The organism is Bartonella sp. CL70QHWL (assembly GCF_042194855.1).
Taxonomy (GTDB): domain Bacteria; phylum Pseudomonadota; class Alphaproteobacteria; order Rhizobiales; family Rhizobiaceae; genus Bartonella.
The window spans coordinates 1-25,283 of record NZ_JBHINJ010000016.1 but is presented as its reverse complement, the minus strand read 5'-3'; the positions used below and the strand labels follow the sequence as shown (position 1 = coordinate 25,283).

Below are 25,283 nucleotides of genomic sequence, written 5' to 3'. Positions count from 1 at the left end.
TAAAAGAGTGCTGGGCGCTAAAAAACACGGCATCTAGTCCGTCGTTACGCCTTTCCCCGAAGGGGGTATATGGTATAACCACACCTGACAAAGCTATTAGCATACAATGAGTTAAAGCTTTTGAATTGCGGAAGATTAGTTATTTCGGCAACTAATCCGCTAGTTGTTTTAAGGTGTTTTTGAGGCACATGATTCGAAAATATCTATTACTATAGAATTGTCCAGCAACAAAAATTACTTTTTGCTAAGAAAACGTTTCACATACTGTACAGTGTACATATTAAAATTGTTATTTATCAATTAGTTAAGTGTACAATGTACAGTCAAATTGAAAATTCTGTCGCTAGCGATAGTTCGTACTAGTCTGCCCCGCAACGAAGCCAACCCGCTGGGAAGTACCTTTTACATTGATTTTATTGACTTTTTTATGGAAAAAACAAAGCATAAGTGATAATCTGTTTTTAAAATTGCAATCAAAGTGTGTAATGCATAAACTCATAAGGATATGTAATATATAGATAAAGTTTAAGAACATAATCTAGCTTTTCTTGTTGGCAGCGTATTCATGATGAGCAAGTTGGTTCTGTATATTGGCAATTAATCTCTCGTTGGCTTTTTTACAATAGCACTTGCAATCTCTGTCTTTGACATGACCTCAGAAGTTGAGGGTCCCTCTTGTTTTGCAATGGGGAATTGATCTCCATTCACCCTTTGAAAAACATTACCCTTCATCTTTTTTAAATCAACACGCTTTGGAAAACTCCCACCCTTGATAAAAACATAGGGCAAGATTTGTTTTTTTCCAAACAGTTGTGTAAGTCACGCCGCGTTTTGTTCTTTTGCTTTAAAAAATTTAAGAAGTATCGGTGTTCCAGAACGAATGATATCTGTCTCAAGAAACCTTGCTGTCGCCTTTTCTTTAATATAAACACCTTGCTTAATACGCTTTGATTGGGCTGATGTAGTATCAGAAATCTTCTTTTCTGCAAAGCGTTCGACTTGTTTTGCAGAGGTGTTTACAGCATTACGCAGAAAGGGGACCAATTAAGGCGAGGGGCTTGAAGACTGGTGAAGGTATCATTCACCTGTTGAAGATACCATTTTGGGTGGATACTTAATTTCAACTTCTAAGGCTTTTTAGGAGCAGGTGTTGATGATTGAGAGACCTTAGATGCTTTTGGCTGTTCGAGTGGAATTTCCTCTGTCACTGGTTCAGACGATGTTTGTACGGCTTCTTGTTTTATCTGCTTAATTTGTTCAACTGTCTTGTCTGTTTTTGCTGTTGTCTTGACTCCAATAAAAGGTTTTACAGCATTAGCGCGCTTGAGACGTGCGTAGACTTGATTGGAAACTTCAACAAATGGATTATTGGGTGTTGATGGTTCAAAGCGAACAGTGCTTTTATTGTCGCCAACAACACACATTGGCTTAGTGATGACAGCTTTCATTATGGCTCCTTTTGAGTCATAATTAATGACATCATTAGTCAATTATTGATTTTTATTCTGTGAAAAATTGATTAGCCGATTGTCAACAGAAAAAATCATGATCTTATGCTTTTTTACTTTTTACCTAAAGTTGGTGTTTTTAAACATAAAAAAGTGTAGAAAAAATTCAAGTAAGAAATGTTGATAACCTTGCTAAGACTTCATCCATAATTATATATGGAATAGTTTCCATTCTTTTTCCATTACGCGCTACTATATCTAAAGCACGCGGTTGGTCGCAGCGTATCACACCTGTTGTATGCAGCTCTGTTCCCACCAATGAAATAGCAAAATCTGCTGTTCTAGCAAAATTTTCTCCACTCGTAATGGGCAAAACAATGGGTGTTTTGTTAAATGATTAAACGCCTCCGGTGATACAATCAGTACAGGACGCGTTCCTTTTTTCTCATAAACAGAAGTTGGGTCAAGCGATACAAACCAAATTTCACCTCGCTTCATTACAAGAGCTCTCTGCCAGCAGGTTTAGCATCAAACCACTCTACATCTTTATCCGCAAAATCGTCTGAAGGATTACATTGGGCTAACAATTCTTCAAGAGTGTAATTTTGCGATATCTGTGGTTTCACAACCAATTATCCATTGTCAATAACCAAACCCACTTGCATATTTTCAGTAAGATGAAGAACATCAATCAATGCAGGCGGTATAGAGAGTATAACTGATCCTCCAACTTTACGTAATTTTGTTGTGTGCATAAAACTCCCTCTCTAATATTATATAAAAATATAACATAAAGCCCATGATTCAATAGCTTTTTATGCTTTTGTGTAAAATGTTTAAGAAGCGCATTTAGAGCAATACGCAATATACTCTGAATAAAGTCAATATTTTTTTATCTCTCTGCTTATCTCGTCTATAAGAGGTTTGTAATTGAGAACGCTTTTCGGAATAGTACCATCGTAAACCCATGCTTTTACTTGCGCTTTGGTACTAAAATCCGCAATCTTAGGTGTTTTGTAATACTGACCACCATCAAACTTTGCACACTCTCTTGTGCCGTCTTCATATTCGTAGAGGTTGTAAAGATACTCCTCTGCTCCGTCCCCCCCATAGTGCATATCCAGCGCCGTTGCAGCAAATCTCTTTCGCATGGGCTGTTTACGGTTTTTTAAGAATAGATGTTTTAAAATGAATATGCTTTAATCCTAATTTTACAAATTTGTCTATTTGCCTCAAATTTGATCGTACAGAGCGTTTTATAGGATAGGTTTTTTATCATAAAATCTTTAAATTGCTCTGTACGGTGCCATTTTTTCGATTTAAATGCACATCCAATCACAAAACGATCAGCAATTTTCACTAGTTTACTAACCTGCAATGTTTTTCAATGTTCCCCCAAGACCATTTAAAATCCCTTCAAGCTTTTGCTTTTCAACCAACGCGAGTGGTCTTGAATTCTCTCTCATTGCCTTTTCTTTCAGCCTTTTTTCACGGGTGTTCAAAACAGCCTTGCGTACTAGATTGGCTTTCGTCAAAAGACTATTTTCCAAATCACGACATAATCTTACGAATTCACGAGTGCTTGGAAAAAACGTATCCGATAAACCTTCTAACTCATCGCATAAAGTCCGTTTAACCGTTTTTATCAGTGACCACGCAGAAACACTTTCCAAAACCATTTCATAGGTAAGCGCCATACCTTCATGATCTGCCTGTTGCGAAATTTTTCAACCACACGAAAGCATCCGAATTGCTTTAGCTATGTCCTTTTTGCTCGCTTTTATTGAAAACAATTCGTGAAGTTGATCACAAGCACCTAAGGCAATCGTTTCCTGCTGTTGTGTCAATGCACTGCCACTCTTCAAAACCAAAGGAAACTCCGGAGCTATCATCTCGTGAATGTGTTTTAAAGTGACCTCGAGACCCGATATCAAGGGTGCTGTCTGAGATGCGTTCACCAACGCTTTTTTGCCTTTGAGAGTGATTTTCCATAGTTTTTTCCTTTCCCTAAATCCTCGATAGCTTTTTGCACCCAATTGCGCCACGTTGCTTTCCAATCCGTTTTGCGTGCATCCTTGCGTGCTCTAGATTTCCAGTAATCTCGAAATTTTGCCATTTCGACTTTCACACGCTTTGGAGGCAAACCCTCTTTGATTGCGAAATCATAAACAGATTCGAAATCATCAGGGATACGACAGCCACGGTCATTTCTAACCCATTTCGCTTTTCTTCATATTATCTTACTCCTGTTAAGAGTGTGAATGTGCTGCTGGTGTTGGAGAAATATTAGGGTTGATTATAAGGCGTTTGTTAGATGCAAATGACCTCGAAGAAGAGCTTAAGCATTACAAATCAGTTACAACAGAAGCTAAGCGAATTTTACCAAGCTCTGTTGTGAAAGCTGCTTAACGTTAAAAACACGACTCATTTCTTCATCCTCAAGGATGAGGAGATCAAGATTAACTGCCTCTCCATCCTAAAAGACAAGGAGGAGGTCAACGTGCTAAAAAGGTACCTCAAAAAGCAGCAATGATTCGTATTTTGGCATCACCGCGGTACCGTCTGATAGCGTTATAATAAAGTTGTGAAAGGTGGTTTAGAAGGTGCTTTAATTTTTGTTGATTTTTAATAAATCATTGGAAAATAAGAGAGATTAAGATACAATGGTGCGGACGGCGGGACTTGAACCCGCAAGGTCTTCGACCGGCAGATTTTAAGTCTGCTATGTTTACCGTTTTCATCACGTCCGCGATGTGAGTTCTCTCATAAGCTATATCTTTTATTGAATCAAGAATTAATGACAAAAGAAACATTTTTCATTTTTTAGTGAAATTTTGACTGACAATAGTTTTCTTTATCGATAGAAAAAGCTTTTATAATGTAAATAAAGCGTGAAATGATTAGTGTTATGAGTCAATTTATTCAAGACGTCACAAAAGCTATGGTGGGATTGCATCACGTGTTTGCTGAAACACCACTTCAAAGAAATGATTTTCTTAGTCAAAAGTATGATGCAGAAATTTATTTAAAGCGTGAAGATTTAACACCGGTGCGGTCTTATAAGATTCGTGGTGCTTTCAATTTTGTTTCAGAAATGCTTAGCTGTATATCACCAGATTCTGCATTTGTTTGCGCTTCAGCGGGGAATCACGCGCAAGGGGTTTCTTTTGTTTGTCGTTATTTTAAACGTAAAGGCGTGATTTTCATGCCCATGACAACGCCACAACAAAAAATTGAAAAAACACGTATTTTTGGCAAAGAATTCATTGATATTCGTTTGATTGGTGAAACATTTGATCAATGTTATGAAGCTGCGCAATCCTTTGTCGTGGAGAGCGGTGGTGTAATGGCTCCACCTTTCGATGATATTCGCATTATTACAGGGCAGGCAACAGTGCTTTGTGAAGCTGCTTTACAATGGAAAAAACTCAATGGAGAAAGTGAGCCAGATTTGATGATTGTGCCGGTAGGGGGTGGTGGTTTGGCAAGTGGAGTGAGCAAGTTTTTACATGAATATGGTTGGAAAACAAAGATTCGTTTTGTTGAGCCGCAAAGAGCTGCAAGTTTGCTTGCTTGTTTGGAGAGTGGAAAACGCGTTAAGCTTGAAAGCATTGACACTTTTGTAGATGGTGCTGCTGTGGCTGAAATTGGTGCACTAAACTATACAATTCTAAAGAAATTTCCCGCTGATTCTGTCATTACGGTTCCTGAAAACCGCGTTTGTTCTACGATGGTTGAAATGCTTAATGTGGAAGGTGTGGTTCTTGAACCGGCTGGTGCTTTATCGATTGATGCGCTTAACAGTATTTCTCCTCAAGAGTTAAAGGGGAAAAAAATTCTTCTCGTTATTTCAGGAGGTAATTTTGATTTTGAGCGTTTGCCAGAAATTAAAGAGCGTTCTTTACGTTTCCAAGGGTTGAGAAAATATTTTATTTTTAGTTTTCCGCAACATCCTGGTGCATTGCGTCATTTTCTTTCCACATTATCACCAGATGATGATATTGTGCGTTTTGAATATCTTAAAAAATCAGCGAGAAACTTTGGTTCTGTATTGGTTGCGATTGAAACAAAAAAATACGGTAATTTTTGTCTTTTAGAGGAAAAATTTCAAACGTTAGGTTGGCGTTATCGTGATATTACTGATGATCAAACGTTATTTGATTTTGTTATTTGAGAAACTGAAATTTTACTAAAACAAGAAGTATAATGATGAAACCTATTTTTTATTCGGTGCTGAGTCTATTTTTCTTTTTGATTGTTAATCAACAGAGTTTAGCATCTCAGCCAACGATAGTACAAAAAGCTGAACTTTCAAGAGTCGTTGTTGATGTCAATAATGCTATAAAAAATGGGGATTTTATGCCTATTTCTCGTTATATGCCTGAGCGGCTTTATAAAGAGATGGCACATCGATTGAATACAACAGAGAGTGCTTTACGTAGTGATTTTCTTCAACAGTTGCATAGGAAGTTTGAGGGTTTGCCTTCTGGTGCTTATTATTTAGATAAAGAAAATATAGAGTATTTACAAACTGATAATGGTACTTTGTATGCTTTAATTCCAACAGTTCTTGATATGAAGGATCGCATCATTCAATATAAAACTTTGGCGATTTTTGATAAAAACCAATGGTATTTAATTTATGGCGGTCAAAAAACTTTACAAAATCCAGTTTTTCTCGAGATTTATCCTGATTTTATCAAGGTACATTTACCGATAGACACAATCATCAAAAAGTAAACGATCTAAATATTGTTTTTATTCATGATAAATGTATTTCGTAAAGTTCTTGCTTTTTTATCATAATCCAAAGATAATAGAGATGAAGGCATTTAGGCTGGTTTGTTGGCTTTTTGTAAAGTGAAGTTTATACGCCTTTATCTTGATTTCAAGGTGTTCATAAGTTGCGCAAGCCGCTTTTTAGGCGTTGCTTCATTTAAAATGTCAGGGATTTCTCTTGCGCGGATTCTTGAGTGAAGAGTTCAGATGGTTACTTCTTTTGAGTTCTTCAGCTAAGGAAAGATTTTATTTTGCCTATAAAAGAAGAAAATGTTTTTACAAAGTTAGGTTTACCTACTCTTTTGATTAAAAATTTACTCATTGCTGGGATGAGTAAACCTAAACCTATACAAGAACAAGCTATTCCAGTGATGTTGAAAGGACACGATATTTTAGGTGTTGCTCAGACAGGCTCTGGAAAAACCTTGGCATTTGGTTTACCTATTTTAAGTCAGATTTTGGCTTTGGGTGATAAACGCTGTCCTAAAACTGCACGCGCTTTGATTTTAGCTCCAACGCGTGAACTTGCTGTTCAGATTGATGAAACGATCCGTACTGTGGCGAAAGGAGCACATCTTTCAACATGTCTTATTTTTGGGGGCGTATCACGTTTAAAACAAATTAAACGTATGGAAGCAGGTGTGGATGTTTTGATAGCGACTCCAGGGCGTTTGAGAGATCTTGTTCGTGAAAAGTGTGTTGATCTTTCCCAATCTCGTTTTTTGATTTTGGATGAAGCAGATCGTATGTTGGATATGGGGTTTATTCATGATGTTAAGCAAATTGCAAAGCTTTTGCATCAAGAGCGTCAGACAGCACTCTTTTCTGCAACAATGCCGAGGGAAATTGCTGTGCTTGCAAAATGTTTACTCAATGATCCGGTTAAAATTGAAGTTGTTCCTCAAGGTACTACGGCTGTAGAGATTTGCCAAAAATTATATTGTGTTCCTACGAATGAAAAAAAGAATGTTTTAAGTAAACTTTTGACAAATCCAGCTTTTGATTCGGTTATTGTTTTTACTCGAACTAAACATGGGGCAGATGCTGTCACACGTAGTTTAGAAAAGATAGGATATTTAGTCGCAACAATTCATGGAAATAAATCACAAGGTGCTCGCCAGTCTGCTTTAAAAGCTTTTCGTGAAAGATCTGTGCAGATCCTAGTGGCAACAGATATTGCTGCACGCGGTATTGATATACCAGGGATAAGTCACGTTATTAATTACGACTTACCAGATGAAGCTGAAAGTTATGTACATCGTATTGGTCGTACAGGACGTAATGGTGCATCTGGTGTAGCACTTACGCTTTTTGATGAGAAGATAGAAAGGTCCCGCTTGCGTGCTATAGAGCGCTTGATTCGTATGAAATTGGTGGCTGAGGCTGTTCCAGAACAATTTGCAGCGTTTCCAGAAAAGCCAATTGTGCGAGAAAGTAAAGAAAACGAAAACGATAAGGAACGCCGTTTTAAAAAATCTAAACGTCAAAAACAGTTTTTAGGTCGAAAAGATGATACCGCACAGTTGCAGCGGAAGAATTCTTCACCTCAAAATGAGAGGCATAAAAAAGCAAAAGCGGTGGCAAAGCGTGCAAAGACTTTTCGTTTTCGGAAATCAGTTAAGAAGGCTGCTTAGATAAAGTCTTGAAAAAAGATCATGTACAGGAGATTTTTTACTTTTGTTGATTTATTCTCAATTGAAAAGAGCTATAAAATACTCTTGTCAAAGTAAGAAGACCCTTTAGAGGTTTTCATTTTTTAGAAATGAAAACCTCTAACTGTTTGGATTTATTTGAAAATCTTTAAAAAATCATTATTGTAAGAGGCAATTATTTATTTGCTTTATTCCCATTTTTTAAAATGGGAATAAAAGTAGATTTTATTTATATAAAATTATTTTTATATAGGATGTGTTTTATCTTTAATGATGACTTTTAATTTTAAAAATTGATGTCTAATAATAACTCACTGTTTTATATATTGAATAGTTCATTATATCGTAAAATTTTTTTCACTTTGAAGCTATTTATGCGGATCAATCAAAAGTATTCACTTGCACGTTATATGTGAAATTATTGTATAAATGGACATTTGAGAAATAAATAAAATGATTCTTATAAACTCTTTCAAAGGCAAGGGGGGTTGCTAAGATTGAGAGTTGGAAAATAGTATGATGGTATGGCTTTTATTATAAATAAAGATGGGGTTGATCAATCGATTTCATTTTTACCATTTACGGGAGTCACTGTGAAAGAGACTTGGGGGATTTAAGAGATATCTCTTTAAAAAAGCGTGTGACTGCATAATACAATAGCGAGAATGTCATGATTTCTGAAGGCTTTCTCAGGATTCTCAACAATTTAGCTCGTTATCTTTGTTTTTACTGTAAAACACTATTAGTTTGGGAGGATATAAAGTCTACAAAACTTTATGCATTAAATGTTTTATGACAGTGTCATGAATATCCAAGGCAAGGTTGTTTGTAAAGCGTTGAAGTGGTTAGCAGGAGGAACAACCTGTTAGATAAGACGTCGGAGTGTTTACAGACTTGTTTTATGTTTTTTTCTTTTAGGATGGGGAGGAGGTTATGTGGGGTGTATGGAGATAATATATGACCTTGATTGTTATTTCTTTCATTTTTCAAAATGATTGCTTCATGAGCAGGCTTTTAAGTTTAATTCCTTTATTGAGTACAAATCATTCTTTCTTTGGAAAAAAATATATGAGACCGATTCATTGCTGATGGAGCTTAATAATTCATCTCTGATGAAAGAAATCGTAATTTATAATATGCAAATAATTGCTGTGTTCTCTTATAAAGGCGCGGTAGTTTGAAAAAAGTAATCTTATTTGTGCTATTTTAAAATGAATCAATTGCTTTTTGCGTTCATTGCAAAAAATACATCCGGTAGGATATTGCGTTTCTACTTTATTGCAAAAATCCTATTCCATTACTTTTATTAACGAATCCCTCACTGTAAAAAACACTTGGAAAACCAATAAGTTATTTGTGATAGAAAAGAAAAGTGGCTCCCCGGGCCGGATTCGAACCAGCGACCAACCGGTTAACAGCCGGTTGCTCTACCGCTGAGCTACCGGGGAACGGTGCCCAATCATTTAGTTGAAAAGGCTATAGCTTGAAAAGGCTATAGCAAAGCAATACTGATTTGCAAAGGATAAAATTACTTTTTTTAAAAAAATATGATAAATTGTGTAATAAGAGGAAAAAAGGCGAGAGAAGATTTCTACACCTTGACGGATGCGTTGCCTTCCCTTATTGAAACCTTTATGTTTGTTGACGAGGCCTCGTGGCGGAATGGTTACGCAGAGGACTGCAAATCCTTGTATCCCGGTTCGATTCCGGGCGAGGCCTCCAGCCGATTTTAAACGAAACGGCTTTTAAGGGAGATGAGGTATAGGAAAATAGATTATTTCCCTCTATTCTTGTGAAGACACTTTTGTATGAGAGATTATACAGTTAAAATCTAATTGTTGACTGTAGCATCCTTTTTTGTAATGCCCATAGTTTAAGAGATCTTTATCCCTTATTGTCGCTGTTTGGTTTGTTTTTTGTAGGTTAGGAGAAAATATTCGTTATGGTTGCAGATTTTGCTGAGCTTCGTCGCAAAATGGTTGACAATCAAATTCGTACAGTCGATGTAACGGATTTATCAGTTCTTGAAGCCTTTTTAACGGTGTCTCGTGAAGATTTTGTATCGGAAGATATGAAAGTGTTAAGTTATCTTGATACCGATATTGTTCTATGTCCAGAGCAAGATGGGGTTCCTGCACGCTATTTGATGAAACCTGCATCTCTAGCGAAACTACTACAGCTTGCCGCTTTAAAATCATCAGATGTTGTTTTAGATATTGGTGCAAATAGTGGTTATTGTGCAGCGTTGCTTGCAAAACTTGCAGGGTCTGTGATTGCGCTGGAAAGTAATAAATCTCTCTTTGAACGTGCTCTTGAAGCTTTAGAACGTAATCAATGTGATAATGTGGTTGTCGTTCATGGTCCATTAGAGCAAGGATATGCTGTTGAGGGACCTTATGATGTGATTTTCATTGAGGGATCTGTTGATTTTATTCCTCAGGGTATCTTTGATCAAATGAAAGACTGTGGACGTCTTGTTGTGGTTGAAGGGTATGGAAATGCTGCTGTTGCACAAATCTATATAAAAGAAGATGGGATCATCTCGGCTCGTCGTGCTTTTAATCTCGCTGTAAAGCCTCTTCCTTGTTTTTTCAAAACACCTGGTTTTGTGTTTTAGTGCTTGTTTGTTTTGTGAATAAAAGATAATTTTGTAATTTATTTGGGGTTTGTTATTGTGTGTATTATGTTTAGAATAAACAAGAAGTTTCAGGCATGTTTATTACTGGTGTTGAGTGTTTTACTATCAGAGACTGTTTGTGCTGAAACATTGATGGATGCCTTTTCTAAGGCTTATAAATATAATGCTAAGTTGAATAGTGAACGTGCAGCTGTGCGTATATCCAGTGATGATGTTGTCATTGCGCGATCAGGGTTATTGCCACAAGTTGAGGGGGTTGGGAACTATGGGCGGAATAAGTCTTTTACAGGTCCTTATGTCACTTCTGGATCTATAGGAGTGAGATTAAATCAAAGATTATTTGATGGTTTTATCACGCAAAATATCTTTTCTTCAGCTCAAGTTAAGTTGCAGGCTCAGCGTGAATATCTTCGTAATGTTGAACAAAATACGTTTCTAGAGGTGGTGACCGCTTATGCTAATGTCTATCACGCACGTCGTGTTGCCGATCTTCGGAGAGAAAATTTGGCAGCTCTTGAGGAACACGTTCGTTCCAATAAAGCAAAATTTGATGTGGGTGAAGGAGGGCATGTTGATCTTGCTCAAGCTCAAGCTGCACGTTCCGTGGCGGTTTCAGAGCTGAGTCTTGCTCGTGCTGATGTAAAAGCAGCAGAGGCAGTGTATCGACAAGTTATTGGTTCTGATCCTGAAAAGTTAAAACGCCCACCCATAGCCAAAGATTTTCCCGTCAACCTTGATATGGCTTACCAAATGAGTGTTGTGATGCATCCAGCAATCCTTTATGCTAAATATTTAGTTGATGCGAGTGCTTATAATGTAAAGGCGAAAGAAGGGGCATTGCTCCCTAAAGTTGATTTTTCTGCAACAGCATCTTATAATCGAATCTACAGCGGGGTTGGAGAAGATGGTGTTTCTAAATCTGTAGGATTGTCAGTAAGTGTCCCAATCTTTGAAGGAGGGCGTACGTCTGCGCAAATTCGCCAATCAAGGGAACAGCTTGGACAGGCGCAGCTTCAACTCGATTTGGCGCATAGTAATACGAGGCAAGCACTGACTTCTGCTTGGTTTCAGTTGGAGGGTGCACGCTCATCTGTTATTGCTTACCGTGAAAGTGTTCGTGCTGCTGAAATTGCTCTGAAAGGTCGTGTTCAAGAAAATCGCGTAGGGCAAGCAACGACGCTGGATGTTTTAAATTCTCGTACTCTATTGATTAATGCTCAGATTGCGCTTGCAATGGCGGAGCGTAATGCTGTTGTGGCGAGCTATAGTGTTCAATCTTCTATTGGTAAATTGACTGCAAGTTATTTAGGTTTAAAAACAATTAAATATATCCGATAATGTATAAAAATATCTCTTTAATCTTAAATTATTTTAGTTTTTAAAAGATTAGTAAATCAACAGTTGAATATGTTAAAAAATATTGCGGCGAGATATTATCTTTATAAAGTGTAGAAAACTGTGTGTAGCGCCCTCTTTATGACAAGCATATTTGAAAATATCGTGGGAGGCATGTTGATCTTATAATTCTTTTGCATACACTGAAAATATGATTCTATTTGTTGTTGCGTCTTTGAGAGGTTGTAAAGTATGGTACAGAGTTCAAGCGTGTTACGTGAGCCAAGTATGGATGAAATTTTAACATCTATTCGTGAAATAATCGAAGAAAATGCGGTTCAATCTGATCACTTTTTAAATGAAGATGTTGCAGTGAATGCTTCAGAAGTTGCATCAGAGAGTATTTATGATACAGCCTTATCGGTTGATGATGCTATGAAAGCTTTAGCTGATCGTATTGGTCTTTCATCTGAAAATCAAGGGGGGAAGATAACGCAAGAGAAAGAGGATATAGAGGCAGAAAATAATACAGTTGGTATGGATATGCAAAAGATGAAGCTTTCTTCTGAAGAACGGAATTCTGTTTATAAAGCAAAAGAATATGAAGATGAGATAAGGAAATCACAGTCAGATGCAGGAAGGGATGGTCATGTGGAATTGTCTGCATATTGTATTTCTTCTGCAGAAAAGATTGCAAAGGATGTGTTGCGTCCGGCTATAGCAGAATGGTTACAGTCTAAATTGCCTATTTTGCTGGAAGATATTTTGCGTGAAGAGATTGTGAAGGCGATTAAAAAATCGTCTTAATTATTTTTATGTTTTTCATTTTATGGGGATTTTGTTTGCGATTTTGCGAGCTCTCTAGTGAATGGCTGAGATTCACGAGATTCTGATCAGGTTTTGATCATATATTGTGTTTTTCAGCGGCGTTATGGATGGATAGAATGTTAGAAAAAAACTATGATGCTTCCTCTATAGAGCAACGGGTTGCAAAGAGATGGGAGACTCGTGGGGCTTTTAAAGCGGGAGCTGGTTCTAAAAGCGATGCAGAGCCTTTTTGCGTTATGCTTCCACCTCCTAATGTTACAGGCTCACTTCATATGGGGCATGCGCTCAATACGACAATTCAAGATATAATAGTTAGATTTCAGCGGATGCGTGGCAGAAATGTGTTGTGGCAGCCTGGTATGGATCATGCTGGGATTGCTACACAAATGGTTGTGGAGCGTCAACTTGCAGAACGTCAAGAGCCAACGCGTCAAGAAATGGGGAGAGAAAAGTTTATTGAGCGTATTTGGGAATGGCGTTATGAAACTGGAGGCGTTATTGCAAACCAGTTGCGTCGCCTTGGGGTTTCATGTGATTGGTCGCGTGAGCGGTTTACAATGGATGAGGGGTTGTCGCAGGCGGTTCGTGAAGTCTTTGTCACGCTTTATAAGCAAGGGTTGATATATAGGGATAAGCGTCTCGTTAATTGGGATCCTAAATTGTTGACAGCTATTTCAGATCTTGAAGTTGAGCAAAAAGAAGTTCAAGGACATTTGTGGCACTTTAGATATCCACTTGAAGGTAAAAATTTTGATCCAAATGATGCTACAACTTTTATAACAGTGGCGACAACACGACCAGAAACAATGCTTGGTGATACAGGAATTGCTGTTAATCCTGAAGATGAGCGTTATAAAAATCTTATCGGTAAAAATGCTCTTTTGCCGCTTGTTGGTCGTAGGTTATTAATTGTGGGTGATAGCCATGCTGATCCTGAGGCTGGAAGTGGTGCTGTAAAAATCACACCAGCTCATGACTTTAATGACTTTGAAGTAGGACAGCGTAATCATTTACGCTTGATCAATATTTTTACCCAAAAAGCCGAAATTTTTCTTCGTGAAAATGAAGCATTTTTCGATGGTTTGATTTTATCAGATGAATTAAAAATGTTAGTAGAAAATCTCGATAAATCTGATCGTTTTGTTGCTCGCCAGAAGATTATTTCTTTGATGGAAGAACAGGGATATTTAGCTTCTGTTGATGATCATACCCATATGGTTCCTCATGGAGATCGCAGTGGTGTCCCTATTGAGCCTTTTTTGACAGATCAATGGTATGTTCATGCTGCTGAATTAGCAAAGCCAGCGATAGAGGCTGTTCAACAAGGAAAAACGCAGTTTGTTCCCGATAACTGGAAAAAGACTTACTTCAATTGGATGCAGAATATTCAACCTTGGTGCATTTCTCGCCAATTATGGTGGGGACATCAGATTCCTGCTTGGTATGGTCCTGATGGAACGGTTTTTGTTGAAAAAAGTGAAAAAGAGGCTTTAGATTCAGCTTTTGCTCATTATGGTGAGGTTGTTGACTTAATCCGTGATCCGGATGTTTTAGATACGTGGTTTTCATCAGCTCTTTGGCCTTTTTCAACATTAGGATGGCCAAATAAAACGACTGAATTATCTACTTTTTACCCAACATCTTTATCTGTGACAGGATTTGATATTATTTTTTTCTGGGTTGCTCGTATGATGATGATGGGACTTCACTTTATGGGTGACGTTCCTTTCCCAACGGTTTATGTGCATGCTCTTGTGCGGGATCAAAAGGGCGCAAAGATGTCAAAATCAAAGGGAAATATTATTGATCCCTTAGAGCTTATTGATCAATATAGTGCTGATGCACTTCGATTTACTTTAGCTATTATGGCAGCACAAGGTCGTGATGTAAAACTTGATGTTTCCCGTATTGCTGGTTATCGTAATTTTGCTACGAAATTGTGGAATGCTACCCGATTTGCACAGATGAATGGTGTGAAGCATGATCCAGCTTTTAAACCAGAACAAGCAAAACTGGCGCTTAATCGTTGGATTTTAACAGAGTTATCTAAAACAATTTCAGCAGTTACGACTGGTATTGAACACTATAAATTTAATGAGTCAGCTGCCACTCTTTACCGTTTCATTTGGAATACATTATGTGATTGGTATTTGGAGCTTCTCAAACCTATTTTTCAGGGGGAAAATGAAGATGCTAAAAATGAGGCTCAAGCTTGTACTGCTTGGGTTTTAGATGAAGTTTATAAACTTCTTCATCCTTTTATGCCTTATATGACGGAAGAGTTGTGGTCTCTTACAGAAACGCAAGCCATCAAGCGTGAGGATATGCTCGCATTGACAAAATGGCCAGAGGAAACATTGATAGATGAAGAAGCTGCTGATGATATTAATTGGCTTATTGATGTCGTCACGGGGATTCGGTCTGTACGTTTTGAAATGAATATTCCAGTGGCGACACAAGCACCTCTTGTTGTTGTTGAAGGAGGGGAAGTAACGCGAGAGCGTGTGAAGCGTTATGATGCACTTCTTAAAAAATTAGCGCGTATTGAAGTTATTGATTTCTCTGATAAAGTTCCGGAAATATCAGCACAAATGATTTTGGGAGAGGCTGTTTTTTGTTTACCATTAGGACAGTTGATTGATTTGGAGGCTGAACGTGTTCGTTTGAGGAAGGATGTCAGTAAAATTGAACAAGATATTGAAAAAATATCGCTTAAGTTAAACAACCCCAAATTTATAGCAAATGCAAAAGCAGAAATTGTTGAGCGTGAGCGGAACAGGGTTGTAGAACTGCGTGCAGCGCAGAAAAAAATATTTGTTGCTTTAGAGCGGTTAGATTGATTTCAACTTTTTCTTTTGTTAGTTTTTCATGAACGATCATAAAATCTCTACTGAAATCCATTGTTTTATGTTTATCATTAAAGAGACATCTTTTAAGGCGTCCAAGCCTATTCCACGACGTAGATCATGAATGGTATAACGGTAAATCCATTGGGCTTCCCTTCTTTATGCTTGTGAAGTAACAAGCGCCCCGGCACCATTCTGTCCAATCCGGACAGCCCTTGGCACTTAAGACCGTTCATAAGAGGCATTTTTAGTTCTTTCTTACACAGAGTTTTTATCCACATAGCTTTCTCTGCTTGTAATGTGCAAGCGGATGATTTTGATTGATTTAACATGGAGCACGTTTGGAATGAGAGAATCTTACGATATTCGAGGGCCTCATTCAACATGCAAAAAGGAAAATTATAATTATAAATCAATTTCTTGCTTTATTACTGTAAAATATCATCATTTAGAGTAGCAATATAAGGTATGTAAAATTACACATGTGGTATTTTTTTGTATGAGTGGTGAGTATTCTAAGGTAGAACTTGTGTGTAAAGTATGAAGTAACCCCATGTGAAATGATGTCAGGTGCAATCCGTTAAATAAAAAGCTGTATTGTTTATAGATTGACGGAGATAAAAAACTTCATCCTTAAGGTGGTAAGGCAGTCGTGAAGTTATAAGTTAATTATCATCATTATATTTATCCATCTTTCGTATTGTTTTTTATACTTAAACGCTTACCATTCATCATGTATTCTCTTCGTTCTCAAGTTGCTGTTTAATGCACGTTATTTTATTGAACGATTTTTGCTCATACGTATAAAATTTTAAGATCGATAAATCTTAGAATGTTAAAGGATGTGTTACAAAATATAGAATGATGATTTATATTTAAAAATCAATTTGTTATATATAAAAATGGATACTTAATTTTATCGAACATTTTGGATGGTTTTTATCTATTTGTTTTTTCTTTTAAAATTTTTACTTTAAAATTGCGTATGCTTCTTACTAAGAAAAAGAGTTTAAATATCTACAAAGAAATTCGTAACAGATATAATCATTAAAATTGAGGTAGGGGGAAATGGTTAATAGGTTTCAGATATGGAAAAAAGTCACGATTGTTGTGATTTTAGGGGGATTCTTTTCGACTGTTTATGTAATAGATGTCAATAGCTTGCAAGAAGCGAATGATGGTTCGTTTTATTTTTTAAAACGTGGCATGTCTGCTTATAAAAATGGGCATATAAATCAGGCTATTGCAGCATTACGTTGTGCAGCTAAGAGAGGCCATATTGGTGCGAATTGGAAACTTGGCTCTATCTATGCAAACGGTGATGGTGTCTCTAAAAATGATTATAAGGCATATAATTTTTTTGCATATATTGTTGAAAAAGGTGCTGATCTTGGTTCAGAGGATGAAAGTTATGTTTCTGACGCATTGGTTAAACTTGCGGGATATATAAAAAAAGGTATTCCTCAATCACCTGTGAAACCTGATCCTTCTTATGCTGCTCATCTTTATATGCAGGCTGCGGTAAACTATGGAAATCCTAAAGCTCAGTATCATTTAGGAAAAATATTTTTAAAGGGAGAGGGAAGGGAGAAAAATCTTATACAAGCAGCACGATGGTTTCAACTTTCAGCAAAAAAAGGAAATCCTTCCGCCCAAGCAATGCTTGGAAATATACTGCTTAAAGAAGGAAAAATTGTCCGTGGGGCAGCAATGTTAACTGCTGCCTATGAAAAAGCTAACGTAAAAGACAAAAATTGGATTCACCCTTTGCAAGAAGAGGCTTTTGCTCTTTGTAATGAATCTGAGAGACGTACAGCAATTTCACTGGTTGCTGAGATTTTAAAGAATAACAGTTTTTAAACATCTGATTGTAATATTTTTACATTCTCTCATCTTATATTAAACTCTGTTTCCTTGTATACAAGTTCATAGTAAAGATAACTTTTTATGACAATATAACGACTAATGACTTAGGATTTTAGACAAAAATTCTTGCGTTCTCGGTTTTCTTGCTTGCGGATCAGAAAAGAACTCTTTAGATGAACAGTCTTCAAGAATTGTTCCTTGATCTATGAAAATAACACGCTCCGAGACTTTTTGTGCAAATCCCATTTCATGGGTTACACAAATCATCGTCATACCTTCTTCTGCTAAGCTAATCATGACATCGAGTACTTCACCTACCATTTCAGGATCGAGAGCAGATGTTGGTTCATCAAAAAGCATGACAAGTGGATCCATAGTTAAGGCACGTGCAATAGCAACACGTTGTTGTTGCCCTCCAGAAAGTTGACCAGGATATTTATCTTTGTGTTCAATGAGTCCAACGCGTTCAAGATATAACAATCCACGTTCAAGTGCTTCTTTTTTGCTTCGTTTTAGGACTTTGATTTGTGCAATTGTCAAATTTTCTGTGACAGATAAATGGGGGAAAAGCTCGAAGTGTTGAAACACCATTCCTACCTGACTTCGCAATTTAGGCAGATTCGTTTTTTTTGAATGAACTGGTATTCCATTAATCCAAATTTCACCTTTTTGAAAAGGGACGAGAGCGTTAATAGTTTTAATGAGTGTTGACTTTCCGGAGCCTGATGGACCACAAACGACAACGACTTCTCCTTTATTAATGTTGGTTGTACAGTTTTTAAGGACTTTAATTTCGCCATACCAATTAGAAACATTTTTTATTTCGATCATATGAGTAGACATTTTTTTTCCTGTTAGCGAATAATGGATACTTTTTTTTGTAAATACAAAACTATTTGTGACAGTGTAAAACAGATAACAAAATAGAAAATAGCTGCTAAGATATAAGCTTCTTGCTTTACACCAAAATTATTAGCAGCAATATCAAAACCATTCAAAAGGCTATGACCACTGATGGCATAAACAAGGGTTGTATCCTGAAAAAGGATAATAACTTGTGTTAAAAAGACTGGAAGCATATCTCTAAAGGCTTGAGGAAGAATGACAATGTACATACTTTGCCAATATGTCATTCCAAGAGCTTGTCCTGCATATTTTTGTCCTTGCGGAACTGAATTGATTCCAGCACGCATAATCTCAGCAAAATAAGCCGTTTCAAATGCGGTAAAGGTAATGAGTGCTGATTTATTTGCACCGATGGATATACCGGTTAAAAAAGGTAGAAGCACGAAAAACCATAAGATAACCATCACAAGTGGTATTGAACGCATAGCTGTTATGTAACCTATTGCAAACCAAGAAAGAAGTTTTATGGAAGAAAGGCGCATCATTGCTAGAAGCGTACCGAAAACAAACCCCAACACCGTTGCAAAAAGAGTTAGAAAAACGCTAAAGAGTAAACCTGATAAAATGTAAGAACGAAATACATCAAAGGTAAAAAAGGAAAAATCAAAGTCGGAAAAATTGAAAGGAGAATAAAGTCCAAACTGAGAGCTTATGAAATTCATCATATTCAATTTCCCTTTGTTTGAAAATTAGGAATTTTGAGTATTTGTTCAATGACTGTCATCACAATGAATACGAATAAGGCTATTAGAATATAAAGAGCCGTAACAAGTAAATAATTTTCGTAAACATGGCTTACCTCTTCAATTGCTTGGTATTGAAATTGCATGAGCTCATTTATTGAAACGGCGAATGCTATAGACGAATTTTTCACAATGCCCATTGCTTCTGAAGTAAGAGGTGGCATAATTGCACGTATAGCACGTGGTAGTATAATATAGCGATAACTTTGATAAGTTGTAAACCCCATTGCCATAGCAGCATAGCGTTGTCCAGAAGGAATCGCTTCAATGCCTGAACGAACCTGTTCTGCAATGCGTGCAGATGTAAAGAATCCCAATGCGCATGTTATTAAGAGAATGGGGGAAAATTTCATCGCTGGTGGATAAATCTTCGGAACAACAAAATACCACAAAAACACTTGTACAAGGAGGGGAATATTACGCATAATCTCTACCCAAATAGTACCGATAGTGCGAAATATATAATTGGTTATGGATGTTTTAGGTAAAGTGCGCATTGTTCCTATAACAACACCACACAATACAGCTAATATAAGTGAAGTGATAGACAATATAACCGTATTTTTAAAGCCATCGAGAAGTGTATCTAAATAGGTATGGCTCACGCCGGGAGTCCCCAAGCATCCTGTTACCAATGTTTGAGTAAGGTCATCTCTACAAAGGAAAGAAAAGTCCATTAATTGATATTCCCTCAAATTAGTCATTCACAAATAGGGCAATAAACCAAGCGCATCTACATAGGCCAAATTTATTAAAAAGTGAATTAAAATATAAACCACACTCAATTTCAAAAGAGTGTGGTTCTTTTTTATTAAATTCTATAAATCTTTTTCTGCGTAGCTTTCTCGAGGTTTATTATTTGGGTGATCCCAAGCATATCTTGTTTGTTTTGACAAGGGAAGGTTCATAACAGTGTTAGCAGGTGGGATCGGTTTCATAAACCACTTATTATAAAGCTTTTCCAGTGATTCATCTTTAATCTGACGTACGATACTATCGTTGATTGTTTGTTCAAATTTTTTGTCATTTAATCTGAGCATACAGGCAATAGGTTCGACTGAAAGTACAGTATCAAGAATGACATAATCAGATGGATTCTTTGATTTAGCAATATGTCCAGCAAGAATTGAAGCGTCCATGACAAAAGCATCTGCCTTACCAGATTCTAATAACAAAAAACTATCTCCGTGATCTTTCCCCTTTAAAACTTTAAACTGAATGTTTTTTGCACGTTTATTTTTACGAATAAGTTGAACAGATGTTGTACCGGTGGTCGTTGCAACTGTTTTTCCATTTAAATCCTCAAGAGATTTAATGTTAGAATTTTTCTTTACAGCAATCCGAACCTCCTCAATGTATGTCGTATAAGCAAATGCTGCTTCTTTACTGCGGGCAAGATCATGTGTTGTTGAGCCGCACTCAAAATCATAGGTTTTATTTTTTAAGAGAGGAATTCTATTTTGAGAAGTGATGGGAAGATAATGAATTTTAATTGGTTTACCAATTTTTTTTGAGATATCATCAATGATCCGTTCTGCCATTTCTGTATGAAAACCTACATATTTATTATTACCAAGGGCGTAGGCTAAACCAGATGATTCACGGACACCTAAAGTAATTTCCCCTGTTCGTTTTATTTTTTCAAGAGTATCATGTTCAGCATGTGCGAAACTTGAGAATCCAATGGCCGTTGCTGCAATAAGCATTAACAATGATTTCTTCATTTATGTCCTCCATTCATTTATTTTTATTTTAGTTGCTTAAGATATACTGTTTATATGCTGTAGCATAGTTATTATTTTTGAGTGGATTTTTTTTTGTTGTCTCATGAAATGAGGATTGTACTTTCTTAATTGATATTAAGGTGAATCCAAACAGGAACGTGGTCGGATGGTTTTTGATATCCCCTTACTTCTGCTTGGCTATGAGCGCAAATTAGTTGATCAACAGCTTCTGGTGATAATAATAAATGATCAATGCGAATCCCATTATTCTTAGGCCAGGCACCTGCCTGAAAATCCCAAAAACTGAAGGAGGGAGTATCGGTGACATTCCGGATAGCATCATAAAAACCTAAATGAAGAATACGTTGGAATGCTTTTCTTGTTTCTCCAAGAAATAAGGCATCTTGATACCATTCTTGAGGTTTTTTTGCATCTAATGGAGCGGGGATGACATTATAATCACCCGCTAGAATAAGGGGTTCTTCATACGCAAGCAATGATTTTGCATGTGTATATAATCTTTCCATCCATTCTATCTTATAGGAATATTTTTCACTCTCAATAGGATTCCCATTTGGCAAATAGAGAGATGCAACACGAACAACACCTTTGTTTGTTGAATAAACTGCTTCAATGTAACGTGTTTGTTTATCATTATCATTGCCTGGTAATCGACGGATCACTTCATCTGGTGTTTTTTTAGAGAGAATCGCAACGCCATTAAAACTTTTTTGTCCGTGTGTTTCTATATGGTAACCTAAACTTTCAATTGCATCGCGTGGAAAATTTTCATCAATACTTTTAATTTCCTGTAAACAGACTATGTCCGGCTGGCTTTGCTGCAGCCATTGACATAATGTTTCATGTCGTGCTTTTATCCCGGCAATATTCCACGTTGCTATTTTCATGGCGCTCATCATTAGATATCAAATATGCAATTCAATTTACTGCTCAATTTACTGCATTTATGTTTTGCTACAGTCATATCGCTACTTTTTTATTTATAGGGATATTACTTATGGTAAATTGATTTATCAAGAGTAGCGGTAAAAGCAAATTTAAAGCTTTAAAATTTAATTTATTTTCATTTTTAAAAACTTTCTGCTGTTTAGTTCTTGACGAATGTACGTGTTCTCGCTATTAGAGATGGATATAGCCGATGTGGGTGTAATCAGGTGCTTTGGATATGAACCGGAAGATTATTCACAGGTGTTAAGAAGATTAAAAGTAAATCCTAGTGCAAAAGGCTACTGCCTTCTCTGCTTATGGTCGGGTAAACTGTTTTTTGCAGGTGTGCCCGATTTTGTGTGTAGACTTAAATATCTGTTCCGATTCTGTTGGGGTGGATGGAAATGAAAATAGAAAAGCCCGATTGGGTGAGAAGAATATAGATCAAAAAGAGGAAGGTTGCATGCCTACCGTAAACCAGTTGATTCGTAAGCCGCGTGTGGCGCCAGTTAAACGTAATAAGGTTCCTGCTCTGCAGTCGAATCCGCAGAAGCGTGGTGTTTGTACGCGTGTTTATACAACAACGCCGAAGAAACCTAATTCTGCTCTTCGTAAAGTTGCTAAAATTCGCTTGACGAATGGATTTGAGGTGATTGGTTATATTCCTGGAGAGGGACATAATCTTCAAGAGCACTCTGTTGTGATGATTCGTGGTGGTCGTGTAAAAGATTTGCCAGGAGTTCGTTATCACATTATTCGTGGTTTGCTTGATACCCAGGGTGTCAAGAATCGTAAACAGCGTCGTTCAAAGTATGGCGCAAAGCGTCCAAAATAATATTGAGAGACAAAGCCAATGTCCCGTCGTCATAGAGCAGAAAAGCGTGAGATTAATCCAGATCCAAAATTTGGTGATTTGGTTATTATGAAATTTATGAATGCCATTATGTTTGATGGTAAAAAATCAGTTGCAGAGCGTATTGTTTATGGTGCACTCGATTCTGTAGAAAAAAGAGTAAAAACAGATCCTGTGGCTCTATTTCATCGGGCCTTAGAGAATGTTGCTCCTCATATTGAGGTTCGTTCACGCCGTGTTGGTGGTGCTACTTATCAAGTTCCGATTGATGTTCGTCCTGATCGTCGTCAGGCTCTTGCTATTCGTTGGTTGATTGCGGCGGCGCGTGGTCGAAATGAAACGACGATGGTTGAGCGTTTATCTGGTGAATTGATGGATGCGGCTAATAATCGTGGTTCTGCCGTGAAAAAGCGTGAAGATGTTCATCGTATGGCTGAAGCTAATCGTGCTTTTTCTCACTATCGCTGGTAGAAGTTTTAAACAAGGCAAATATAATGGCTCGCGAATATAAAATTGAAGATTATCGTAATTTTGGTATTATGGCGCATATTGATGCTGGTAAGACTACGATGACTGAACGTATTCTGTTCTATACCGGTAAGAATCATAAAATTGGCGAGACCCATGATGGTGCTTCTACGATGGATTGGATGGAGCAGGAGCAGGAGCGCGGTATTACGATTACGTCTGCTGCAACAACGACGTTTTGGGAAGGGCAGGACGGTCGGAAGCGTCGCTTTAATATTATTGATACGCCAGGGCACGTTGATTTTACCATTGAAGTTGAGCGCTCTTTGCGTGTTCTTGATGGCGCAATAGCTTTGTTGGATGCAAATGCTGGTGTGGAGCCTCAGACGGAAACTGTTTGGCGGCAAGCTGAGAAATATCGCGTGCCTCGTATGGTTTTTGTTAATAAAATGGACAAAATAGGAGCTGACTTTTATCGTAGTGTGGAGATGGTTGGTTCTCGGTTGGGTGCTAAAGCGCTTGTTTTGCAGTTGCCGATTGGCGCTGAAAATGATTTTGAAGGTGTTGTTGATCTTGTAGAAATGAAGGCTTTAAAGTGGGATGGTTCTATTGGTGCCTCGGCGGTGATAAGTGAAATTCCCTCTGATTTAAAGGAGAAAGCTGAAGAATATCGCGAGAAATTGATTGAGATGGCTGTGGAGGTTGATGAAGCAGCGACAGAGGCTTATTTAGAGGGTGTTATGCCAACCAACGAGCAGCTTGTTTCTCTCATTCGTAGGGGGACAGTAGAAGTTCAGTTTCATCCGGTTCTTTGTGGTACGGCTTTTAAAAACAAGGGGGTGCAGCCACTTTTGGATGCTGTTGTTTCCTATCTTCCTTCTCCAGTTGATATTCCGGCGATTAAGGGTATTGATGTAAAGACTGAGGCTGAGACGACACGAGAATCTTCTGATGATGCTCCGCTATCTATGCTTGCTTTTAAAATTATGAATGATCCTTTTGTTGGTTCATTGACGTTTTGTCGTATTTACTCAGGTAAAGTTCAGAAAGGTATTTCTCTTGAGAATACTGTGAAAAAGAAGAAAGAGCGTTTGGGGCGTATGCTTCAAATGCATTCAAATTCTCGTGAGGATATTGAAGAAGCTTTTGCTGGTGATATTGTTGCTCTTGCAGGACTTAAGGAGACGACAACAGGGGATACTCTTTGTGATCCTTTGAAGCCTGTTATTTTGGAGAGGATGGAATTTCCAGAGCCTGTTATTGAGATTGCAATTGAACCGAAAACAAAAGCAGATCAAGAAAAAATGGGTATTGCTCTTAACCGTCTAGCGGCCGAAGATCCTTCATTTCGTGTTAAATCGGATGAGGAATCTGGTCAGACTATTATAGCTGGAATGGGTGAGCTTCATCTTGATATTATTGTTGACCGTATGCGGCGTGAGTTTAAGGTTGAAGCAAATGTTGGGCAGCCTCAAGTTGCTTATCGTGAGTCAATTACTAAAATGGCGGAAATTGATTATACGCATAAGAAGCAATCGGGTGGTGCCGGTCAATTTGCTCGTGTGAAAATTGTTTTTGAGCCTCATGATGGTGATGACTTTATTTTTGAGTCAAAGATTGTTGGTGGTGCTGTTCCTAAAGAATATATTCCCGGCGTCCAAAAGGGGATTGAGAGTGTTATGGGGTCAGGTCCTCTTGCGGGCTTTCCTATGCTTGGTGTAAAAGCGACTCTCATTGATGGTGGTTATCACGATGTTGATTCTTCGGTTTTGGCTTTTGAGATTGCGGCTCGTGCGGCTTTTCGTGATGGGGCAAAGAAGGCTGGTGCACAGCTTCTTGAACCGATCATGAAGGTGGAAGTTGTTACACCAGATGATTATGTTGGTGATGTTATTGGTGATCTCAATTCTCGTCGGGGACAGATTTCAGGAACTGAAGCGCGCGGCATTGCAACGGTTGTGAATGCAATGGTTCCTTTGGCGAATATGTTTGGTTATGTGAATACTCTTCGCTCTATGAGTCAGGGGCGTGCGCAGTATACAATGCAGTTTGATCATTACGAGCCTGTACCTTCGGCTGTTGCTTTGGAGATTCAAAAGAAATACGCGTAATTTCAGGTTGGTAATTAATTTTTAACTTAGTCCTTGGCTTGGACGGAAAATGGAGAGCTCAAATGGCGAAGAGCAAGTTTGAACGAACAAAACCGCATGTTAATATTGGTACGATTGGTCACGTTGATCATGGGAAGA

Annotated in this window: 21 protein-coding genes, 3 tRNA genes and 4 pseudogenes; 13 read left to right on the top strand and 15 right to left on the bottom strand. The window is 37.6% G+C overall.

The window, feature by feature from the left end; genetic code table 11:
• Positions 1 to 538: 538 nt before the first annotated feature.
• The 9 genes and pseudogenes from ACFIJZ_RS07670 to ACFIJZ_RS07630 all read right to left on the bottom strand — a co-directional run bounded on the left by ACFIJZ_RS07670 (position 539) and on the right by ACFIJZ_RS07630 (position 4,198).
• Positions 539 to 1,124, bottom strand: a pseudogene (locus tag ACFIJZ_RS07670) (hypothetical protein).
• Between the two features lie 3 nt (positions 1,125 to 1,127).
• Positions 1,128 to 1,448 carry a hypothetical protein gene (locus tag ACFIJZ_RS07665; RefSeq protein ID WP_375631479.1) on the bottom strand — a complete coding sequence of 107 codons (321 nt, stop codon included), beginning with the start codon at positions 1,446 to 1,448 and terminating at the stop codon, positions 1,128 to 1,130.
• 166 nt (positions 1,449 to 1,614) lie between these two features.
• Positions 1,615 to 1,946, bottom strand: a pseudogene (locus ACFIJZ_RS07660) (type II toxin-antitoxin system PemK/MazF family toxin).
• Positions 1,946 to 2,203: pseudogene (locus ACFIJZ_RS07655) on the bottom strand (AbrB/MazE/SpoVT family DNA-binding domain-containing protein). Before ACFIJZ_RS07655 ends, ACFIJZ_RS07660 begins: the two co-directional pseudogenes overlap by 1 nt.
• A 126-nt stretch (positions 2,204 to 2,329) precedes the next feature.
• Positions 2,330 to 2,644: a hypothetical protein gene (locus ACFIJZ_RS07650; protein ID WP_375631486.1), complete on the bottom strand. Its 315-nt coding sequence runs from the start codon at positions 2,642 to 2,644 to the stop codon at positions 2,330 to 2,332.
• Between the two features lie 171 nt (positions 2,645 to 2,815).
• Positions 2,816 to 3,145: a hypothetical protein gene (locus ACFIJZ_RS07645; protein ID WP_375631478.1), complete on the bottom strand. Its 330-nt coding sequence runs from the start codon at positions 3,143 to 3,145 to the stop codon at positions 2,816 to 2,818.
• Positions 3,146 to 3,175: 30 nt separating this feature from the next.
• The gene (locus ACFIJZ_RS07640) at positions 3,176 to 3,406 is read right to left on the bottom strand and encodes a hypothetical protein (protein WP_375631477.1); all 231 of its coding nucleotides are present in this window, start codon (positions 3,404 to 3,406) and stop codon (positions 3,176 to 3,178) included.
• Entirely contained in the window at positions 3,403 to 3,564 is a 162-nt protein-coding gene (locus tag ACFIJZ_RS07635) for a hypothetical protein (protein ID WP_342753378.1), read from the bottom strand. Before ACFIJZ_RS07635 ends, ACFIJZ_RS07640 begins: the two co-directional genes overlap by 4 nt.
• 548 nt (positions 3,565 to 4,112) lie before the next feature.
• Positions 4,113 to 4,198: transfer RNA gene (locus tag ACFIJZ_RS07630), tRNA-Leu, on the bottom strand.
• Between the two features lie 146 nt (positions 4,199 to 4,344).
• Here ACFIJZ_RS07630 and ilvA point away from each other — a divergent pair.
• The 3 genes from ilvA to ACFIJZ_RS07615 all read left to right on the top strand — a co-directional run bounded on the left by ilvA (position 4,345) and on the right by ACFIJZ_RS07615 (position 7,861).
• The gene (gene ilvA / locus ACFIJZ_RS07625; RefSeq protein WP_375631476.1) at positions 4,345 to 5,622 is read left to right on the top strand and encodes a threonine ammonia-lyase IlvA; all 1,278 of its coding nucleotides are present in this window, start codon (positions 4,345 to 4,347) and stop codon (positions 5,620 to 5,622) included.
• 35 nt (positions 5,623 to 5,657) lie between these two features.
• Entirely contained in the window at positions 5,658 to 6,188 is a 531-nt protein-coding gene (locus tag ACFIJZ_RS07620) for a hypothetical protein (protein ID WP_375631485.1), read from the top strand.
• 290 nt (positions 6,189 to 6,478) lie between these two features.
• The gene (locus tag ACFIJZ_RS07615; RefSeq protein WP_273791441.1) at positions 6,479 to 7,861 is read left to right on the top strand and encodes a DEAD/DEAH box helicase; all 1,383 of its coding nucleotides are present in this window, start codon (positions 6,479 to 6,481) and stop codon (positions 7,859 to 7,861) included.
• Positions 7,862 to 9,252: 1,391 nt separating this feature from the next.
• Here the strand turns inward: ACFIJZ_RS07615 and ACFIJZ_RS07610 are convergent.
• Positions 9,253 to 9,327, bottom strand: a tRNA-Asn gene (locus ACFIJZ_RS07610).
• Positions 9,328 to 9,527: 200 nt separating this feature from the next.
• Between ACFIJZ_RS07610 and ACFIJZ_RS07605 the strand changes: the two genes are divergently transcribed.
• From ACFIJZ_RS07605 to ACFIJZ_RS07580, 6 genes are all read left to right on the top strand, one after another.
• Positions 9,528 to 9,601: transfer RNA gene (locus ACFIJZ_RS07605), tRNA-Cys, on the top strand.
• A gap of 220 nt (positions 9,602 to 9,821) precedes the next feature.
• Positions 9,822 to 10,496, top strand: coding sequence for a protein-L-isoaspartate O-methyltransferase (locus tag ACFIJZ_RS07600; RefSeq protein ID WP_273791442.1), 675 nt, complete (start codon positions 9,822 to 9,824; stop codon positions 10,494 to 10,496).
• Between the two features lie 66 nt (positions 10,497 to 10,562).
• On the top strand, positions 10,563 to 11,855 hold the full coding sequence (locus tag ACFIJZ_RS07595; protein WP_375631475.1) for a TolC family outer membrane protein: 1,293 nt from the start codon (positions 10,563 to 10,565) through the stop codon (positions 11,853 to 11,855).
• Positions 11,856 to 12,104: 249 nt separating this feature from the next.
• On the top strand, positions 12,105 to 12,659 hold the full coding sequence (locus ACFIJZ_RS07590) for a DUF2497 domain-containing protein (RefSeq protein ID WP_273791444.1): 555 nt from the start codon (positions 12,105 to 12,107) through the stop codon (positions 12,657 to 12,659).
• A gap of 137 nt (positions 12,660 to 12,796) precedes the next feature.
• Complete coding sequence (locus ACFIJZ_RS07585; protein ID WP_375631474.1) at positions 12,797 to 15,520, top strand: valine--tRNA ligase; 2,724 nt, start codon at positions 12,797 to 12,799, stop codon at positions 15,518 to 15,520.
• A gap of 1,074 nt (positions 15,521 to 16,594) precedes the next feature.
• A complete protein-coding gene (locus ACFIJZ_RS07580; protein WP_375631473.1) occupies positions 16,595 to 17,386 on the top strand; it encodes a tetratricopeptide repeat protein in 792 nt (263 codons plus the stop codon).
• 102 nt (positions 17,387 to 17,488) lie between these two features.
• Here the strand turns inward: ACFIJZ_RS07580 and ACFIJZ_RS07575 are convergent, their stop codons facing one another.
• The 5 genes from ACFIJZ_RS07575 to xth all read right to left on the bottom strand — a co-directional run bounded on the left by ACFIJZ_RS07575 (position 17,489) and on the right by xth (position 21,673).
• The gene (locus tag ACFIJZ_RS07575) at positions 17,489 to 18,235 is read right to left on the bottom strand and encodes an amino acid ABC transporter ATP-binding protein (protein WP_273791447.1); all 747 of its coding nucleotides are present in this window, start codon (positions 18,233 to 18,235) and stop codon (positions 17,489 to 17,491) included.
• A gap of 11 nt (positions 18,236 to 18,246) precedes the next feature.
• Positions 18,247 to 18,963 (bottom strand): amino acid ABC transporter permease, encoded by a 717-nt coding sequence (locus ACFIJZ_RS07570; protein ID WP_273791448.1) that lies wholly within the window; start codon positions 18,961 to 18,963, stop codon positions 18,247 to 18,249.
• Positions 18,964 to 18,965: 2 nt separating this feature from the next.
• Positions 18,966 to 19,718 carry an amino acid ABC transporter permease gene (locus ACFIJZ_RS07565; RefSeq protein WP_273791449.1) on the bottom strand — a complete coding sequence of 251 codons (753 nt, stop codon included), beginning with the start codon at positions 19,716 to 19,718 and terminating at the stop codon, positions 18,966 to 18,968.
• A 141-nt stretch (positions 19,719 to 19,859) separates the two neighbouring features.
• Positions 19,860 to 20,765, bottom strand: a complete 906-nt coding sequence (locus ACFIJZ_RS07560) for a transporter substrate-binding domain-containing protein (RefSeq protein WP_375631472.1) — start codon at positions 20,763 to 20,765, stop codon at positions 19,860 to 19,862.
• A gap of 125 nt (positions 20,766 to 20,890) precedes the next feature.
• Positions 20,891 to 21,673 (bottom strand): exodeoxyribonuclease III, encoded by a 783-nt coding sequence (gene xth, locus ACFIJZ_RS07555; RefSeq protein WP_273791451.1) that lies wholly within the window; start codon positions 21,671 to 21,673, stop codon positions 20,891 to 20,893.
• A 503-nt stretch (positions 21,674 to 22,176) separates the two neighbouring features.
• On the opposite strand from xth, the gene rpsL reads away from it, so the two are divergent.
• From rpsL to ACFIJZ_RS07535, 4 genes and pseudogenes are all read left to right on the top strand, one after another.
• On the top strand, positions 22,177 to 22,548 hold the full coding sequence (rpsL, locus tag ACFIJZ_RS07550; protein ID WP_005773262.1) for a 30S ribosomal protein S12: 372 nt from the start codon (positions 22,177 to 22,179) through the stop codon (positions 22,546 to 22,548).
• Positions 22,549 to 22,566: 18 nt separating this feature from the next.
• Positions 22,567 to 23,037, top strand: coding sequence for a 30S ribosomal protein S7 (gene rpsG / locus ACFIJZ_RS07545; RefSeq protein ID WP_273791452.1), 471 nt, complete (start codon positions 22,567 to 22,569; stop codon positions 23,035 to 23,037).
• 23 nt (positions 23,038 to 23,060) lie between these two features.
• Positions 23,061 to 25,145, top strand: coding sequence for an elongation factor G (fusA, locus tag ACFIJZ_RS07540; protein WP_273791453.1), 2,085 nt, complete (start codon positions 23,061 to 23,063; stop codon positions 25,143 to 25,145).
• 62 nt (positions 25,146 to 25,207) lie between these two features.
• Positions 25,208 to 25,283, top strand: a pseudogene (locus tag ACFIJZ_RS07535) (elongation factor Tu); the annotation flags it as partial.

Excerpts from the sequence above, each read along its gene's own strand:
- ACFIJZ_RS07665 (WP_375631479.1), bottom strand. The coding sequence starts at position 1,448 with ATGAAAGCTGTCATCACTAAGCCAATGTGTGTTGTTGGCGACAATAAA.
- rpsL (WP_005773262.1), top strand. The coding sequence starts at position 22,177 with ATGCCTACCGTAAACCAGTTGATTCGTAAGCCGCGTGTGGCGCCAGTT.
- ACFIJZ_RS07600 (WP_273791442.1), top strand. The coding sequence starts at position 9,822 with ATGGTTGCAGATTTTGCTGAGCTTCGTCGCAAAATGGTTGACAATCAA.
- ACFIJZ_RS07595 (WP_375631475.1), top strand. The coding sequence starts at position 10,563 with ATGTTTAGAATAAACAAGAAGTTTCAGGCATGTTTATTACTGGTGTTG.
- ACFIJZ_RS07575 (WP_273791447.1), bottom strand. The coding sequence starts at position 18,235 with ATGTCTACTCATATGATCGAAATAAAAAATGTTTCTAATTGGTATGGC.
- ACFIJZ_RS07570 (WP_273791448.1), bottom strand. The coding sequence starts at position 18,963 with ATGATGAATTTCATAAGCTCTCAGTTTGGACTTTATTCTCCTTTCAAT.
- ACFIJZ_RS07620 (WP_375631485.1), top strand. The coding sequence starts at position 5,658 with ATGAAACCTATTTTTTATTCGGTGCTGAGTCTATTTTTCTTTTTGATT.
- ACFIJZ_RS07585 (WP_375631474.1), top strand. The coding sequence starts at position 12,797 with ATGTTAGAAAAAAACTATGATGCTTCCTCTATAGAGCAACGGGTTGCA.
- ACFIJZ_RS07645 (WP_375631478.1), bottom strand. The coding sequence starts at position 3,145 with ATGGCGCTTACCTATGAAATGGTTTTGGAAAGTGTTTCTGCGTGGTCA.
- ACFIJZ_RS07635 (WP_342753378.1), bottom strand. The coding sequence starts at position 3,564 with ATGGCAAAATTTCGAGATTACTGGAAATCTAGAGCACGCAAGGATGCA.
- ilvA (WP_375631476.1), top strand. The coding sequence starts at position 4,345 with ATGATTAGTGTTATGAGTCAATTTATTCAAGACGTCACAAAAGCTATG.
- ACFIJZ_RS07580 (WP_375631473.1), top strand. The coding sequence starts at position 16,595 with ATGGTTAATAGGTTTCAGATATGGAAAAAAGTCACGATTGTTGTGATT.
- ACFIJZ_RS07560 (WP_375631472.1), bottom strand. The coding sequence starts at position 20,765 with ATGAAGAAATCATTGTTAATGCTTATTGCAGCAACGGCCATTGGATTC.
- ACFIJZ_RS07590 (WP_273791444.1), top strand. The coding sequence starts at position 12,105 with ATGGTACAGAGTTCAAGCGTGTTACGTGAGCCAAGTATGGATGAAATT.
- fusA (WP_273791453.1), top strand. The coding sequence starts at position 23,061 with ATGGCTCGCGAATATAAAATTGAAGATTATCGTAATTTTGGTATTATG.
- xth (WP_273791451.1), bottom strand. The coding sequence starts at position 21,673 with ATGAAAATAGCAACGTGGAATATTGCCGGGATAAAAGCACGACATGAA.
- rpsG (WP_273791452.1), top strand. The coding sequence starts at position 22,567 with ATGTCCCGTCGTCATAGAGCAGAAAAGCGTGAGATTAATCCAGATCCA.
- ACFIJZ_RS07565 (WP_273791449.1), bottom strand. The coding sequence starts at position 19,718 with ATGGACTTTTCTTTCCTTTGTAGAGATGACCTTACTCAAACATTGGTA.